Origin of the sequence: Aeromonas popoffii (assembly GCF_000820025.1) — a bacterium.
GTDB classification, from domain to species: Bacteria; Pseudomonadota; Gammaproteobacteria; order Enterobacterales; family Aeromonadaceae; genus Aeromonas; species Aeromonas popoffii.
The window spans coordinates 55,466-71,243 of record NZ_CDBI01000020.1 but is presented as its reverse complement, the minus strand read 5'-3'; the positions used below and the strand labels follow the sequence as shown (position 1 = coordinate 71,243).

General features: G+C 59.0%; 12 protein-coding genes and 2 pseudogenes. 8 read left to right on the top strand and 6 right to left on the bottom strand.

Annotated elements, in window-relative coordinates; all coding sequences use genetic code 11:
• Positions 1–452: pseudogene (locus tag BN1129_RS05085) on the top strand (hypothetical protein); the annotation flags it as partial.
• Positions 453–467: 15 nt separating this feature from the next.
• Here BN1129_RS05085 and BN1129_RS05080 read toward each other — a convergent pair.
• The 3 genes from BN1129_RS05080 to BN1129_RS05070 form a co-directional block, all read right to left on the bottom strand.
• Positions 468–929 carry a DUF2919 domain-containing protein gene (locus tag BN1129_RS05080; protein WP_017412312.1) on the bottom strand — a complete coding sequence of 154 codons (462 nt, stop codon included), beginning with the start codon at positions 927–929 and terminating at the stop codon, positions 468–470.
• A gap of 151 nt (positions 930–1,080) precedes the next feature.
• Positions 1,081–2,028, bottom strand: coding sequence for a magnesium/cobalt transporter CorA (gene corA, locus BN1129_RS05075; protein ID WP_042034893.1), 948 nt, complete (start codon positions 2,026–2,028; stop codon positions 1,081–1,083).
• 493 nt (positions 2,029–2,521) lie between these two features.
• Complete coding sequence (locus BN1129_RS05070; RefSeq protein WP_042034891.1) at positions 2,522–4,180, bottom strand: electron transfer flavoprotein-ubiquinone oxidoreductase; 1,659 nt, start codon at positions 4,178–4,180, stop codon at positions 2,522–2,524.
• A 126-nt stretch (positions 4,181–4,306) separates the two neighbouring features.
• Between BN1129_RS05070 and BN1129_RS05065 the strand changes: the two genes are divergently transcribed.
• The 6 genes and pseudogenes from BN1129_RS05065 to BN1129_RS22245 all read left to right on the top strand — a co-directional run.
• A complete protein-coding gene (locus BN1129_RS05065) occupies positions 4,307–5,059 on the top strand; it encodes an electron transfer flavoprotein subunit beta/FixA family protein (protein WP_042034890.1) in 753 nt (250 codons plus the stop codon).
• A gap of 94 nt (positions 5,060–5,153) precedes the next feature.
• On the top strand, positions 5,154–6,083 hold the full coding sequence (locus tag BN1129_RS05060; protein ID WP_042034889.1) for an electron transfer flavoprotein subunit alpha/FixB family protein: 930 nt from the start codon (positions 5,154–5,156) through the stop codon (positions 6,081–6,083).
• Between the two features lie 224 nt (positions 6,084–6,307).
• A complete protein-coding gene (gene serC, locus BN1129_RS05055) occupies positions 6,308–7,396 on the top strand; it encodes a 3-phosphoserine/phosphohydroxythreonine transaminase (RefSeq protein WP_042034888.1) in 1,089 nt (362 codons plus the stop codon).
• A gap of 171 nt (positions 7,397–7,567) precedes the next feature.
• Entirely contained in the window at positions 7,568–8,851 is a 1,284-nt protein-coding gene (aroA, locus tag BN1129_RS05050; RefSeq protein WP_042034886.1) for a 3-phosphoshikimate 1-carboxyvinyltransferase, read from the top strand.
• A 230-nt stretch (positions 8,852–9,081) separates the two neighbouring features.
• Positions 9,082–10,137: a 3-deoxy-7-phosphoheptulonate synthase AroG gene (gene aroG / locus BN1129_RS05045; protein ID WP_042034885.1), complete on the top strand. Its 1,056-nt coding sequence runs from the start codon at positions 9,082–9,084 to the stop codon at positions 10,135–10,137.
• 254 nt (positions 10,138–10,391) lie between these two features.
• Positions 10,392–10,697 (top strand): annotated as a pseudogene (locus BN1129_RS22245) (IS4 family transposase); the annotation flags it as partial.
• A gap of 44 nt (positions 10,698–10,741) precedes the next feature.
• On the opposite strand, the gene dsbB reads toward BN1129_RS22245, so the two are convergent.
• Positions 10,742–11,263 (bottom strand): disulfide bond formation protein DsbB, encoded by a 522-nt coding sequence (dsbB, locus tag BN1129_RS05040; protein ID WP_042034884.1) that lies wholly within the window; start codon positions 11,261–11,263, stop codon positions 10,742–10,744.
• 85 nt (positions 11,264–11,348) lie between these two features.
• Positions 11,349–12,929, bottom strand: coding sequence for a sodium/proton antiporter NhaB (gene nhaB, locus BN1129_RS05035; RefSeq protein ID WP_042034883.1), 1,581 nt, complete (start codon positions 12,927–12,929; stop codon positions 11,349–11,351).
• Between the two features lie 332 nt (positions 12,930–13,261).
• On the opposite strand from nhaB, the gene fadR reads away from it, so the two are divergent.
• Complete coding sequence (fadR, locus tag BN1129_RS05030) at positions 13,262–13,975, top strand: fatty acid metabolism transcriptional regulator FadR (protein ID WP_042034882.1); 714 nt, start codon at positions 13,262–13,264, stop codon at positions 13,973–13,975.
• A gap of 275 nt (positions 13,976–14,250) precedes the next feature.
• Here the strand turns inward: fadR and BN1129_RS05025 are convergent, their stop codons facing one another.
• Positions 14,251–15,768 (bottom strand): SpoVR family protein, encoded by a 1,518-nt coding sequence (locus BN1129_RS05025; protein WP_042034881.1) that lies wholly within the window; start codon positions 15,766–15,768, stop codon positions 14,251–14,253.
• Positions 15,769–15,778 lie beyond the last annotated feature (10 nt).

Below are 15,778 nucleotides of genomic sequence, written 5' to 3'. Positions count from 1 at the left end.
GTCGTGATGCGGCCAAGCGGCAGTGGCTGCTGGAAGGCGATGCCCGCCAATACCAGCGTCGCCAGAACGACAGCTGGCAGGTGCGCGGCCTGTCGGGGCGGCCCGTGTTACTGCAGATGGGCTCCTACCAGCCGGTCACCTTCTATCAGTGGCGCGGCGGTCAGGTGGTGGGTCTGATGCCGCTCATCAACGGCCTCTATGCCACCGCCACCCTGATTGGCGAGCGGGTGCAGATAGCGCTGAGCAGCGAGCAGGCGAGGCTGGATCAGGGCACTGTCAGCACGGGGCAGAGTGCCACCGAAGTGAGTGGTGTCCCGGGGCAGTGGCTGACGGTGGGGGAACTATCCACCAGTTCAGCCCAGCAAGGAAGCCGCCTGGGCACTCAGTTGCAGGGGGGCCGCAGCAGCCAGAGCGATCGCCAGACCCTGCAGATCCGGGTCACTCGTCAATGAGTGACCCCAGCGTGATCAGTGGGGTTGATCGGCTGCGTATTCGCGGATCTGGCGGCTGCGCAGCAGGTACCAGAGTGCCCAGAGGCTGCCGATCAGCACCAGGGCGGTAGGCCAGCTGAACGACCATTTCTGCAGGTTGAGGCTGTGCAGTTGCATCACCAGGCCGCTGACGGTGGAGCAGAGCAAGAGGCCGCGGCTGTGGCGTCTGAGCCAGGCCCGTACGCTGTCAGTCTGCTGATAGGTGCCGCCAAAGGCGAGCAGCGCCAGCATGGCGGGTACGTCGGTCAGCAGGCTGATGTAGAGGCTGATCTTGTCCGGATAGAAGAGGGTCAGGATCTCGCTGCCGCTCTCGCGGGTGACGCCGGCCATCAGAAACAGCCAGACCGAGCGGGTTAGCAAGAGGGCGATGGGCCAAAACCAGAGGGGAGGGCGCAGCTGGCCGTGATCGTCATATCTGTGTTCGGGGTAGAGGGTCATGGTCGCCCGTTATCCGCTTGGGTTGTGCAAATGATGAAGAGGATATGGGGCAGGCTGGGGCCCTTTGCAAGGCGTGCCGGGGGACACGAATTAATCGGGGGCCAATGTCCCCCAATTCATCGTCTCTTGTTATCGCACTGTCTGGCGGTGTTTACAGCCAGCCTCGGCGCTTGAAGAAGAGGCCGGTGCCGAGCGATGACATCACCATCAACACCAGCGACATGGGATAGCCATACTCCCAGGCGAGCTCCGGCATGCGACCGAAGTTCATGCCGTAGATACTGGCGATCAGGGTCGGCGGCAGGAAGATCACGGCGGCAACCGAGAAGATCTTGATCACCTTGTTCTGCTCCAGATTGGTGACCCCCATGGAGGCCTCCAGCTGGAAGTTGATCTTGTCGAACAGGAACTGGGTGTGGGGCAAGAGGGACTCCACGTCGTGCAGCATCTCGTCGATCCACTTGTTCTGCTCAAGGCTCATGCGCTGGCGCAGGCTGCGCTTGAGAAACCGCAGGGCGCGGCGGGTATCGTGCAGAGAGAGTCGGATCTGGCCGTTGGCCTCTTCCTGCGCCATCAACTCTTTCAGCATGGGGTTGATCTGATCCGGCTCGAAGATCTGATCGGCGGTGTTCTCCAGGGTCTTGTAACCGTCTTCGATGAGATCCGAGAGGTATTCCACCTTGAGGTTTTGCACCTCCAGCAGGATGTCGAGGGCATCCTCCACCTCCAGCCTGTCCTGGCGCATATAGTGGCGCAGCAGGCGCACCAGCCCGATGTCATCCTCGCGGATGCTGATCAGCAGGTTGTTGCGCAGGGTAAAAGAGACGTGGACACCCTTGGTGTCACGGCCGATCCGCTGGGGGAACAGGGAGTGAATGTGCAGACCATCGGTATCCCAGTAGAAACGGGCGGATGCTTCGATGTCGTCCAGCTCTTCCTTGTCGGGGACCTCTTCCAGAAACAGGCCCGTCAACCATTCTCGCTCTGCCGTGTCCGGCTTATAGGCATCCAGCCAGACGGTGTTGTCAGGCACTATGTCGTCAGGCCCGAGCGTGATGATGTCCAGTACCTTGTTATTGAGAATGTAGGCGGTGATCATCTGTCCCCCCTTAAAAAGTCATGGGTAATCAGGGATGGTTGCACAGGTCATGCGGCCTAGATCGCATAGAAAGCGATCCCGTGGATAAGCAAAACGGGCCGATGGAAAACCTGAATGCGGCGAACTATACAGGGGCGGGGCGTGCTTGTCAGGGCCTATTCATCCGAGGTTCAGCCTGTTCGCTCAAAAAAACAGCGAGGTCGGATCAGCGGATCTGGCCGTAAAAGTGACAGCCTGTTGACTGTCGCATTGCGCCGAGTGCCCGTCTGGGGGGATAGACCTTAGTGGGATAGTTGGGTCCGGACCCTCCTTGCGGTGGCGTCCAGACGATGTGCTGGAATAGGGCATCCTTGATATGGCGTGTCTCAAGTTCTGCCGGGCCTTGTCACCTATTGCGATAGTTGGGCCCGGACCCTCCTTGCGGTGGCGTCCAGACGATGTGCTGGAATAGGGCATCCTTGATATGGTGGGCCTCAAGTTCTGCCGGGCCTTGTCACATATTGGGATAGTTGGGCCCGGACCCTCCTTGCGGTGGCGTCCAGATGATGTTCTGGCTGGGATCCTTGATGTCACAGGTCTTGCAGTGAATGCAGTTGGCTGCGTTGATCTGCAAGTAAGGCTGGCGTTCGCTTTCCACTATCTCGAACACCCCGGCCGGGCAGTAACGCTGGGCGGGCTCGGCCCAGGTGGGCAGGTTGACCGCCACCGGGATACTCGCGTCCTGCAACGTGAGGTGGCAGGGTTGATCCTCATCGTGACTGGTGTTGGCCAGATAGACGGAGGAGGGCTTGTCAAAGCTGAGTTTGCCATCGGGCTTGGGATAATCGATGGGATCGCAGCGGCTGGCCATGCGCAGCTGACGGTAGTCCGGCTCCCTGTCCAGCAGGGTAAAGGGGGATCCCCGCTGGGAGAGCAGAGACCGAGGCAGCCGTTGCTCCAGCCAGTTGAAGGCGCCGCCAAGCAAGGGGCCCCAGCGATGCAGGGCTGCGCCGAAGTTGCGGGCACTCTTCAGCTCCTGCCCCAGCCAGCTCTGTTGCAACGCATCGCTGTACTCGGCCAGATCCTGGCACCCCTCATCGCCGCCGCGCAGACTCATGGCGACGGTTTTCGCCGCCAGCATGCCTGATTTCATGGCGGTGTGAATGCCCTTGATACGGGAAAAGTCCAGGGTGCCGGCATCGCAGCCGATCAGCAGCCCACCGGGAAAGTGCATGCGCGGCAGGGAGTGCCAGCCGCCCTTGGTAATGGCGCGGGCACCGTAGCTGATGCGCTCGCCGCCCTGCAGGGTCTGCGCGATGAGTGGATGGTGCTTGAGGCGCTGGAACTCGTCGAACGGGCTGAGCCAGGGGTTGCTGTAGTTAAGATCGACAATGAGCCCGACCGTCACCTGATTGCCTTCCATGTGATAGAGGTAGAAGCCGCCCTGGCTCTTGCTGGCTCGGCGCTCGACCAGTGGCCAGCCGCTGCCATGGAGCACCAGACCCGGCTTGGCCTGCTCTGCGGGTACCTGCCAGAGCTCCTTGAAGCCGATAGCATAGTGCTGCGGCTGGGCGCTGTTTTCCAGATTGAACTCGGCGATCAACTGCTTGCCCAGATGGCCGCGGGCCCCTTCGGCAAACAGGGTGTAGCGGCCATAGAGCGCCATGCCGGGCACGTGATCCGCCTTGGGATTGCCAGCTCTGTCCAGCCCGAGATCGCCGGTGATCACACCTCTCACCCGTCCCGCTTCCATGATGAGCTTGCTTGCGGTAAAACCCGGGTATATTTCGACTCCCAGCTGCTCGGCCTGTTGACCGAGCCAGCGGCAGAGGTTGCCCAGGCTGAGGATATGGCTGCCATCGTTGTGCATGCGCGGCGGCACAGCCCAATGGGGCAGTTGCAGGGCGCGCCGCTCGTTTTGTAACAGATGCACCTGATCATCGTTAACTGGTATGCCAAGGGGCGCCTGCTGCCAGCTGTCCGGCAACAGCTCCTTGAGGGCGACGGGATCAAACAGGGCACCGGAGAGCAGATGGGCGCCGACTTCCGCTCCCTTTTCCAGCAGACAGACCGAGAGATCGGCATTGTGCTGCTTCAGGGCGATGGCGGCACTGAGGCCTGCCGGGCCGCCACCGACGATGACGACATCAAATTCCATTGCTTCGCGTTCCATCTTGCCTCTGCGCTTGACTTGGCCTAGGGTAGTGCTGGTAGTTTACGTAAACGTAAAGCAATTGTAAGCAAAAAAATGCGAGGGCTCGTCAATGGATTCACTCAACCGAAGCGAGGGATGCGCGTCATGAAGCTGCTGGTCGCGATCAAGCGGGTACTGGATTACAACGTCAAGATCCGGGTCAAGAGCGATGGCTCCGACGTGGAGCTCGCCAATGTGAAGATGGGGATCAACCCGTTTTGTGAAATTGCGGTGGAGGAGGGGGTGAGGCTACGTGAAGCCGGCATCGCGACCGAGCTGGTGGTGGTGACCTTCGGACCGGAGGCGGCGGTCGAGCAGTTGCGCCATGCCCTGGCGCTGGGGGCGGATCGGGCTCGCCATTATGTGATTGATGAGACCCTTACTCCGCTTACCGTGGCGCGCGCCCTGCAACAGGTGTGTGAGCAGGAGCGGCCGGATCTGGTGCTGCTTGGCAAGCAGTCCATCGATTCTGACAACAACCAGGTGGGCCAGATGCTCTCAGCCCTCACCGATTGGCCGCTGGCTACCTTCGCCTCCGCCATCAAGCTGGTGGAGGGGGAGTTGCAGGTGACCCGCGAGATCGACGGTGGCCTGGAGACCCTCGGTATGCCGTTGCCTGCCGTGGTGACGGTGGATCTGCGCCTGAACGAACCTCGCTTTGCATCGCTCCCCAACATCATGAAGGCCAAGCGCAAGCCGCTCGAGAGCGCCCCCTTCGCGACCCTCGGCGTCGAACCTGCTGGCCATACCCGGCTGCTTGGTGTGATGGCGCCGCCGGGGCGCCGTGCCGGCATCCGGGTCGGCTCGGTGGACGAGCTGCTGGACAAACTCAAGCACGAAGCCAAGGTACTGCCATGAACGCATTGATGATGGTGAAACATAGTGCGTGCCTGCCCCTGGTTGGTATGAGGGCTGGCGCGATGGAAAGCGTGACTAACGATAGGGTGCTGCCATGAGCGTACTGGTTATTGCGGAACATCATCAGGGCAGGCTTGCCGACAACGTGGCCCAGCTGGTCACGGCGGCAGGCCAGCTTGGCGGCGAGGTGCATCTGTTGCTGCTGGGTCAGGGGCTGACCGAGGCGGGCGAACAGGCCGCTTGTCTGCAAGGGGTGAACAGGGTGCTGCTGGCCGAGCATCCCATACTGGCGGAACGGCTGAACGACGGGGTTGATCCGCTGCTCGCCCACATTGCACGTGACTATCAGCACTGTCTGATGGCGGCCAGCACCCAGGGCAAGGATCTGCTGCCACGGGTCGCGGCCAGGCTCGGGGTGGAGATGCTCTCCGAGGTGACTGGTATAGAGAGCGGCGATACCTTCCTGCGTCCCATCTACGCGGGCAATGCCGTTGCCCGGGTGGCGAGCAGTGCTCCCATCAAGGTGCTCACCATCCGGCCGACCGCCTTTGCCAAGGCCGAGGTCGGGGCTGGGCAGGCTGCTGTCGAGCGGCTGCCGGTGGCCGATGTGGCCTGCCGGATCCGGCTGGTCGAGCGGTGCGCCGTGCGATCCGCCAGGCCCGAGCTTGCGGCGGCGCGGGTGGTGGTCTCCGGCGGACGGGCGCTTGGCTCCAAGGCGCAGTTTGCCCTTATCGAGGCGCTGGCCGACAAGCTGGGCGGCGCGGTCGGGGCGTCGCGGGCGGCGGTGGATGCGGGTTATGTGGCCAACGATCTGCAGGTGGGTCAGACCGGCAAGGTGGTCGCGCCTGAACTCTATATCGCGGTTGGCATTTCGGGGGCCATTCAGCATCTGGCGGGCATGAAAGAGTCGAAGGTGATAGTGGCCATCAACAAGGACAGCGAGGCCCCCATCTTTCAGGTGGCTGACTACGGTCTGGTGGGGGATCTGTTCACCCTGCTGCCCGAGCTCACCGCCAAGCTGTGAATTTGTTGAAACGAGGCCTTACCTGCCATTGATGCGGTCTGCCCCCCATTTCCATGCATGTTCCCTGCAAGCCCTGACCTGTTCAGGGCTTTTTCGATGGCAGCCCGACTTGACCCGGGTGATAAAAGTGGGAGCCAGCGCCCAAAAAGCCTTTGATCCTGGGGCGGCTCTTGTGTAAAACCAGACACGTCATCGATTACTCTCATCCACTCACGGAAAGCGTCATGAGCAAACAGATTTACAACTTCTGCGCCGGCCCTGCTATGTTGCCGGTTGAAGTCATGGAGCGCGCCCAGCGCGAATTTTGTAATTTTCAGGGGCTGGGAGCCTCGGTCATGGAGCTCTCCCATCGCGGTAAGCCCTATATGGCGGTCGCCGAGAAGGCCGAAGCGGACCTGCGCGACTTGCTGGCGGTGCCGGACAACTACAAGGTGCTCTTCATGCACGGTGGTGGTCGTGGCCAGTTCTCCGCCGTGCCCATGAACCTGCTGGGTGGCGCCAACAAAAAGGCCGATTATCTGCTGACCGGTGTCTGGGCCCAGAGCGCCGTGGATGAAGCCCACAAGTACGGTGACATCCAGACTTTCCCGGGGGTTGCCAAGAATGCGCAGGGGATCTCCCACCTGCTGCCGACCCCGGCGTTTCGCGCCGATGCGGCCTTTGTGCACTACTGCCCGAACGAAACCATCGATGGCATAGAGATGTTCGACATCCCGGCCACCGGCGATGTGCCATTGGTGGCGGATCTCTCCTCCACCATTCTCTCCCGTCCCATGGATGTGAGCCGTTTTGGTGTTATCTACGCCGGTGCCCAGAAGAACATAGGCCCGTCAGGGCTGGCTATCGCCATCGTACGTGACGACCTGCTGAACCAGGCGAGAGCCGACGTGCCCTCGATTTTTGACTACCAGCTCACCGCCAAGCACGACTCCATGTTCAACACGCCGCCCACCTACGCCTGGTATCTGGCCGGTCTGGTGTTCGAGTGGCTGAAAGAACAGGGCGGGCTCGAGGCGATGGAGGCGCGCAACAAGGAAAAAGCCGAGTTCCTCTACGGCTATCTCGACCAGTCCAGCTTCTATGGCAACAAGGTGGATGCCAGTTGCCGCTCCCGCATGAATATCCCGTTCCAGCTCAAGAACGATGCCCTGGACAAGCAGTTCCTGGCCGAGTCGGAAGCGGCCGGTCTGTTGGCACTGAAAGGGCACCGTATCGTCGGTGGCATGCGAGCCAGCCTCTACAACGCCATGCCGCTGGAAGGGGTCAAGGCCCTGGTGAGCTTTATGGATGGCTTTGCCAAGCGCCACGGTTGAGGCGTTTTTCCCCCATGACAGACGCCGGGGACTCCCCGGCGTCTGTTTTTTCAGTGGATCCTGATCGACCGCGAGTCTGGCCCGCTTTTGTGCAGTGAGCGGTCTTGCCGAGCAAGGCGCGGGCTGCTAACGTCCGGTCAGGTGAATTATTTGAGATAGTACAGGAAGTCTATGAATTCGTTGCGTTTGGAACCCATTTCTCGTGTGGCCGGTGAGGTCAATCTGCCCGGCTCCAAGAGCGTGTCCAACCGGGCCCTGCTGCTGGCGGCCCTGGCCCGCGGCACTACCCGGCTGACCAACCTGCTCGACAGCGATGACATACGTCACATGCTGGCGGCACTGACCCAGCTCGGGGTCAAGTACAAGCTCTCCGCCGACAAGACAGCGTGCACTGTGCACGGTCTGGGCCGCAGCTTCGCGGTGAAGGAACCAGTCAATCTGTTCCTCGGCAACGCCGGTACCGCCATGCGTCCGCTCTGCGCTGCGCTGTGTCTCGGCTCCGGCGAATACACCCTGGGCGGCGAGCCGCGCATGGAAGAGCGCCCCATCGGCCATCTGGTGGATGCCCTGCGCGAAGCGGGTGCCCATATCCAGTACCTGAAAAAAGACGGCTACCCACCGCTGGTGGTGGACGCCAAGGGCTTGTGGGGCGGTGACGTGCACGTCGATGGCTCCGTTTCCAGCCAGTTTTTGACGGCGTTTTTGATGGCGGCGCCCATGGCGGCCGGTGACACCCGCATCCACATCAAGGGGGAGCTGGTCTCCAAGCCCTACATCGACATCACCCTGCACATCATGAAGCAGTTCGGGGTGGTGATTGAGCACGACAACTACAAGCTGTTCTACATCAAGGGCAACCAGACCTATATCAGCCCGGGCGATTTCCTGGTGGAAGGGGATGCCTCCAGCGCTTCCTACTTCCTTGCGGCCGGCGCCATCAAGGGCAAGGTGCGCGTGACGGGCATCGGCAAGCACAGCATTCAGGGCGACATTCACTTCGCCGACGTGCTGGAGAAGATGGGCGCGCGCATCACTTGGGGCGACGACTTCATTGAGGCTGAGCAGGCGCCGCTGCACGGGGTGGACATGGACATGAACCACATTCCGGATGCGGCCATGACCATCGCCGTTGCCGCGCTGTTTGCCGAGGGGCCCACCTCCATTCGCAACATCTACAACTGGCGGGTGAAGGAGACCGATCGTCTGCACGCCATGGCGACCGAGCTGCGCAAGCTGGGTGTGGAGGTGGAGGAGGGACATGACTTCATCACCGTGACCCCGCCGACCCAGCTCAAGCACGCCGAGATCGATACCTACAACGATCACCGTATCGCCATGTGCTTCTCGCTGGTGGCGCTGTCAGATACCGCCGTCACCATCAATGATCCGGGCTGTACTTCCAAGACCTTCCCGGACTACTTCGACAAATTGGCCAGCGTCAGTCAGGCCATGTGACCCTGTTGGGCCCGCCTTGGTGCGGGCCTTTTCATCTCTGCCCCGCTTGTGACTGCCCCATTGTTGCTCTGCTCAGCACACTTGCTCCTGAGCGCTAGCAGTAATATGCAAACTTGCAAGACACGATCTGAAAATTCCTGATGAGATAATGTAATTTTCTATTTACACCGTCCCGACTGCGGGCTAGATTGAGGTTTCTTTATCGCAGTCATCTAGCAGGAAGTCTTGTCATGCAGCATCAAACCGACGACGTTCGTATCAGTGAAATCAAAGAGTTATTACCCCCGGTTGCGGTGCTTGAGAAGTTTCCGGCCACCGAGACCGCCTCATCTACCGTGTTCGAATCCCGCCAGGCCATTCACCGGATCCTGGCCGGTGACGATCAGCGCCTGCTGGTGGTGATCGGTCCCTGCTCCATCCACGACCCCGTAGCTGCGCTGGAATATGGCAAGCGTCTCAAGACCTTGCGTGACGAGCTCAAGGGGCAGCTGGAAATCGTGATGCGGGTCTACTTCGAGAAGCCACGCACCACGGTCGGCTGGAAGGGGCTGATCAATGACCCCTACCTCAACAACAGCTGCCAGATCAACGACGGTCTGCGCATCGGTCGCAAGCTGCTGCTGGATCTCAATGACATGGGGCTGCCGACCGCCTCCGAGTTCCTCGACATGATCACCCCGCAATATGTGGCGGATCTGATGAGCTGGGGGGCCATCGGTGCCCGTACCACCGAATCCCAGGTGCACCGTGAGCTGGCCTCCGGTCTCTCTTGCCCGGTGGGCTTCAAGAACGGCACGGATGGCACCATCAAGGTAGCCATCGATGCCATCGGCGCCGCCAGCGCGCCGCACCATTTCCTGTCGGTCACCAAGTATGGCCACTCCGCCATAGTGGCGACTCGCGGCAACCCGGACTGCCACATTATTCTGCGTGGCGGCCGCGAGCCGAACTACAGCGCCGCCCATGTTGATGAGGTGGTGAAGGGATTGGACAAGGCCGGTCTGCCGCAGAAGGTGATGATCGACTTTAGCCACGCCAACAGCAGCAAGCAGTTCAAGAACCAGATGGTGGTGGCCGAGGACGTGGCCGGTCAGTTGCGTGCTGGCAGCAGGGCGGTATTTGGCGTCATGGTGGAAAGTCACCTGGTGGAAGGGCGCCAGGATCTGGTGGACGGGTGCGAGCTCACAGTCGGTCAGAGCATCACGGATGCCTGCATTGGCTGGGCCGATACCGAAGTGCTGCTGCGTACGCTGGCCGATGCGGTGGCGACTCGCAACGCAGGCTGATCCTGCTCTGTCCCGGCTGACTGCCTGCGGCAGCAGCCAGACAATACACAAAGCGCGACCCGGGTCGTAATGTCGATCAGTTCAGGGGCCAGTGACCGCTTCTTCTGATGTGTGAAAATCCGAAACCGGTTGATTGGTTTCGGATTTTTTATGCCTATTACACAGGCTCTCGGTTTTCTTCACGCCAGTCATGCTGCCAGGTGCAGCCCCGTTGGCCTTCCTGCAAGCTCGCCAAACGAGCATCAAGCACCCGGTGGGATGTGTTGCTGGCGCACAACCTGCTACGTAGCCAGATGACGAAGATGGCGGCGGGCTTGAAGGGATACACGGCAAATCAGCTGAGTTTTCACATGGCGTCGGTCTACCTTGTCCATGAGTTGAGCTGTATGGCCTATGTGTTACCGGGGAATATCCCGGGGTGAGGGGCAGATCTGGAGAAACAAGCGGTACAGTTCGTATGACCACAGAGAAGATAGCGCAGTTATCCCCGCAGCGTGAAGCCAAGACCACAGCCGTACAGTGTGAAAAAAGCCAATAAAAACAATGCCAGTCAGGCTTAACTGACTGGCATTAGAGCCAGTAGACCCTTTTTTATGTGATACCGTCAGCTGCAGCAGCGACCCTTGACCAGGTTGCCGATGGCGACCACTACGAAGACCAGCAGGTAGGCGGCGAAGATGGCCACCAGCCACTGGGGCATGGAAAAGCCCAGGAACTGCCAGCTGATTTCGCTGCAATCCCCATCCGGGAAGAACAGCCAGGGGATCCACTGATCGAGGGGGGCCCAGCTCGGGAAATCAGCAAAGGGACTGCAGACGTTGAACGGGGAGGGGTTCATCTGGTAATCCACATGCTGCAGTGCCAGCTGGAGGCCGCGGAAGGCACTGTAGCCCCATAACAGCAGGGCACTCCAGCGCACATACCACTTCTGCGGCGCTACCATGCCGAGCAAGCCTGCCAGTATGACCCCCAGAGTGGCGATACGCTCATAGATGCACATGACGCAAGGATGCAGACCCAGCACGTGCTGGAAGAAGAGGGCGCTCAACTCGAGGAAGAGGGCGGAGGCGGCAAGCAGGCCCCATGCCAGTCGATGGGCGGCAATACGTCTCAGAAACTCAATCATCTGGTTGATCTCACAGAAAAAACAGTGGCTGAATTAGAGCAGAGCAGTGGCTAAAAAGAAAGGGCCCTGGCGGGCCCTTATGGGGTCAATGCAGCGCAGGCAGAACCGCAGGCGTGACGTTGTCGAGTACCAGCCAGCCAGCCTGATAGAACCACTCGGTCATCGGGCCGAGCAGCATCTCCACCGAGAGGAAACCCACCACTCCCAGCACCAGGGTGTAGGGCAGAGCCATCCAGACCATGCGGCCATAGGAGAGGCGCAACAATGGGGCCAGTGCCGAGGTCAGCATGAACAGGAAGGCCGCCTGGCCGTTGGGTGTGGCGACGGATGGCAGGTTGGTGCCGGTGTTGATGGCGACAGCCAGCAGATCGAACTGCTCACGGCTGATGGCGTTGTTGAGCAGGGCCGTCTTTACCTCATTGATGTAGACGGTGCCGACGAAGACGTTGTCACTGACCATGGAGAGCAGTCCGTTGGCCAGATAGAAGAGGGCGAGCTGATCGTCCGGCTCGGCGGCCAGTACCCACTGGATCACGGGTTTGAACAACTGCTGATCGATGATGACGGCCACTATGCTGAAGAAGACGGCGAGCAGGGCGGTGAAGGGCAGGGCCTCTTGGAACGCCTTGCCGAGCGAATGCTCATCTGTGATGCCAGTCAGTGAGGTAGCCAGCACTATGACAGATAGCCCGATCAGCCCCACCGCCGCCAGGTGCATGGCCAGCCCTGTGATCAGCCAGAGGGCGATCAGCGCCTGTACTATCAGCTTGGCCTTGTCTTGCGGGGAGCGCTCGGCCTCTTCGTAGCGGTTGTAATCTTCCATGATGCGACGCACCGCATCCGGCAACTGGGCGCCATAGCCAAACCAGCGACACTTCTCGACCAGGATACAGGTGAGCAGGCCGCAGAAAAACACGGGAACTGTGACCGGTGCCATACGGATGGCAAACTCACCAAAATGCCAGCCAGCTTGCTCACCTATGATCAGGTTTTGCGGCTCTCCCACCAGGGTGCAGACGCCACCGATGGCTGTCCCTATGGCTGCGTGCATCATCAGGCTGCGCAGGAAGGCACGGAAGTCGTCCAGATGCTGGCGATTGAGCTCGTTGACGGAATTATCATTGGTGTAGTCGTGTTGATTGCCGAACTCCTTGCCAGAGGAGACCTTGTGGTAGATGGCGTAGAAGCCTGTCGCGACGCTGATCACCACGGCGATCACTGTCAGGGCGTCAAGGAAGGCAGACAGGAAGGCCGATACCAGACAAAACGCCAAGGAGAGCAGGGTCTTGGAGTGGATCCGGATCAGCAGTTTGGTAAACACGTAGAGCAGCAACTGCTTCATGAAGTAGATGCCGGCCACCATGAACACCAGTAGCAGCAGCACCTCTATGTTGGCCACCAGCTCATGCTTGACCTGCTCTGCCGAGGTCATGCCGATCAGCACAGCCTCGATAGCCAGCAAGCCACCGGGCTGCAGTGGATAGCACTTGAGCGCCATGGCCAGGGTGAAGATGAATTGAACCACCAGCAGCCAGCCGGCGGCGAAAGGATCAAGATGGAAGGCGATCGGGTTGATTAGCAGAAATAGCAAAATGGCGGCCTTGTACCACCGGGGTGCATTGCCCAGGAAGTTCTTGGCAAAGGCTTGCCCTAAGCTGATTGGCATAATATGGGTCTCTGTTTTGTTGTTGGTATCTGCGTCTATGCAGTCAAGACAGGCTCGACCAGAACATCCGGATGTTGTCCCTTATCAGATTGATTCCTCATGATTTTAATCAAAAAGAGGCGTAACTATAAATAACATAGTGCCCCTTGCCCAAGAGAATGTCTGTTTTATCGCCAGACGGCGGGGTTGGCTGGCACCTATCGCGTGGTTTCATACATTTTTTTAACAAAACGACCTGCTTATGTGAGCAGAGGACTGACCTTCTGCTTGCCAGCCCTCTCTGCTTTGCTATTATTCGGGGGCCTTTTTACGTACTACAACAGAGTCACTACATGGTCATAAAAGCGCAGAGCCCTGCAGGGTTTGCCGAGGAATACATTATCGAGTCCATCTGGAACAATCGCTTTCCTCCAGGATCCATATTGCCGGCCGAGCGTGAGCTGTCCGAGCTGATCGGGGTGACTCGTACTACCTTGCGCGAAGTGTTGCAGCGTTTGGCCCGCGATGGCTGGCTCACCATCCAGCATGGCAAACCGACCAAGGTGAACAATTTCTGGGAGACCTCGGGTCTCAACATCTTGGAAACTCTGGCCCGTCTGGATCAGGACAAGGTGCCGGATCTGGTGGCTCAGCTGTTGTCGGCGCGTACCAATATCTGCACCATTTTCATCCGTGGTGCGATTCGCAATAATCCTGAGCAAGCTGCCGAGATACTGCGTGGTGCCAAGGCTGTGGATAGCACTCCGGAGGCGTATGCAGAGTTTGATTATCGTCTGCACCATCAGCTCTCCTTTGCTTCCGGCAACCCCATCTACGCCTTGATCCTCAATGGCTTCAAGGGACTCTATAGTCGGGTTGGACGTTACTACTTCTCTGACAAGCAGGCTCGTGAAACGGCGGATGCCTATTACAAGACTTTGTTGGATTTGGCCGAGACCAAGAATCATGAAGCCGTGTTCATGACGGTACGCCAGTACGGGATAGAGTCCGGCAAGCTGTGGACCCGCTTGCGCCAGGACATGCCGAGCAATCTGTGCGATAACTGATTGTTGATGCAAAGAGAAACGCGCCTTCTGGCGTAATGCAAGTCAGTTAAGAGAATTTGAGTCCCAACCCGCAGGGGATAAGGGCTAAAGAGTGAGGGAGGCATGATGCCTCCCTCTTTTTATTGCATGCCAGTCAGGGCAAGGGTTGGAGCCAAATTGACTCTTTAACCATGGAACAGCTTTTGATATTCAATATCTCGAATATTTAGTCATAAAAATGCTTAGCTGACTGGCATTACGCCTTCTGGCGCGTTTTTTTATGGCTGAAAGTGGCCTTAGACCGGTTTTTTCTCCGGACAGCGACCTATGATGTCAGCGGGCAAGTCGCCGTTATCCTGCTCCAGTACCACATCGAATCCCCAGAGCTGATGCAGATGCCTGAGTACCTCGTGGCGGGAATCCCCCAGCGGGATCCGATTGTGTGGCACATAGCGCAGAGTCAGCGACCGATCTCCTTTTACTGCAACGTTGTAGACCTGAATGTTGGGCTCCAGATTGCTCAAGTTGTACTGGGCTGACAGGGTATTGCGCACCAGTCTATAACCCTCCTCGTTGTGGATGGCGGAGACCTTGAGGTAGTTCTTCAGATCGTCATCGTCGATGGCGAACAGCTTCATCTCCCGCATCACCTTGGGGCTCAGGAACTGACTGATGAAGCTCTCGTCCTTGAAGTTCTGCATGGCGAAATGCAGTGTATCCACCCAATTGGTGCCGGCGTAATCGGGGAACCAGTATCTGTCCTCCTCCGTCGGGTTCTCGCAGATGCGGCGCAGATCGGTAAACATGGCAAAACCGAGGGCGTAGGGGTTGATCCCCGAGTAGTAGCGACTGTTGTAGGGGGGCTGGTACACCACGTTGGTGTGGCTGTGCAACACCTCTATCATGAATCGATCACTGATCTTGCCCTCGTCATACAGGTGGTTGAGGATGGTATAGTGCCAGAAGGTGGCCCACCCTTCATTCATGACCTGAGTCTGTTTTTGCGGGTAGAAGTACTGACTGATCTTGCGCACTATGCGCACTATCTCGCGCTGCCAGGGCTCAAGCAGGGGGGCATTTTTTTCGATGAAGTAGAGGATATTCTCCTGTGGTTCGGCGGGGTAGCGTCTGTCTTCGACTCCCAGGGCCTTATGCTGCTTGGGCAGGGTGCGCCACAGTTCGTTGACCTGGGTTTGCAGATAGTCTTCCCGCGCTTTCTGGCGACGCTTCTCTTCTGCCAGCGAGATCTTTTGCGGTCGCTTGTAACGGTCAACGCCGAAGTTCATCAGCGCATGGCAGGAGTCGAGCAGTTTCTCCACCGCATCGATACCGTGTTTCTCTTCGCATTCGGTGATGTAGTTCTTGGCGAACAACAGGTAGTCGATGATGGAAGAGGCATCGGTCCAAGTCTTGAACAGATAGTTGTTCTTGAAGAAGGAGTTGTGGCCATAGCAGGCGTGCGCCATCACCAGCGCCTGCATCGGCATTGTGTTCTCCTCCATCAGGTAGGCGATACAGGGATCCGAGTTGATGACGATCTCATAGGCCAGCCCCATCTGGCCGCGCTTGTAGTTGCGATCGGTGTGGATGAAGCGCTTGCCAAATGACCAGTGCTGGTAGCCAATGGGCATGCCGACGCTGGAGTAGGCATCCATCATCTGCTCTGCCGTGATCACCTCGATCTGGTTGGGGTAGGTATCCAGTCGATAGAACTTGGCGACCCGGGCGATCTCCTGATGATAGGTTTCCAGCAGATCGAAGTTCCAGTCAGGGCCATCGTCCAATGGCGCTATTTTTCTTGCGGTTTCTACCATATGACCTCCC

Bases quoted from the DNA above. Each gene is read 5' to 3' on its own strand.
- fadR (WP_042034882.1), top strand. From the start codon at position 13,262: ATGGTCATAAAAGCGCAGAGCCCTGCAGGGTTTGCCGAGGAATACATT.
- BN1129_RS05065 (WP_042034890.1), top strand. From the start codon at position 4,307: ATGAAGCTGCTGGTCGCGATCAAGCGGGTACTGGATTACAACGTCAAG.
- aroG (WP_042034885.1), top strand. From the start codon at position 9,082: ATGCAGCATCAAACCGACGACGTTCGTATCAGTGAAATCAAAGAGTTA.
- aroA (WP_042034886.1), top strand. From the start codon at position 7,568: ATGAATTCGTTGCGTTTGGAACCCATTTCTCGTGTGGCCGGTGAGGTC.
- BN1129_RS05060 (WP_042034889.1), top strand. From the start codon at position 5,154: ATGAGCGTACTGGTTATTGCGGAACATCATCAGGGCAGGCTTGCCGAC.
- nhaB (WP_042034883.1), bottom strand. From the start codon at position 12,929: ATGCCAATCAGCTTAGGGCAAGCCTTTGCCAAGAACTTCCTGGGCAAT.
- corA (WP_042034893.1), bottom strand. From the start codon at position 2,028: ATGATCACCGCCTACATTCTCAATAACAAGGTACTGGACATCATCACG.
- BN1129_RS05025 (WP_042034881.1), bottom strand. From the start codon at position 15,768: ATGGTAGAAACCGCAAGAAAAATAGCGCCATTGGACGATGGCCCTGAC.
- BN1129_RS05070 (WP_042034891.1), bottom strand. From the start codon at position 4,180: ATGGAACGCGAAGCAATGGAATTTGATGTCGTCATCGTCGGTGGCGGC.
- BN1129_RS05080 (WP_017412312.1), bottom strand. From the start codon at position 929: ATGACCCTCTACCCCGAACACAGATATGACGATCACGGCCAGCTGCGC.
- serC (WP_042034888.1), top strand. From the start codon at position 6,308: ATGAGCAAACAGATTTACAACTTCTGCGCCGGCCCTGCTATGTTGCCG.
- dsbB (WP_042034884.1), bottom strand. From the start codon at position 11,263: ATGATTGAGTTTCTGAGACGTATTGCCGCCCATCGACTGGCATGGGGC.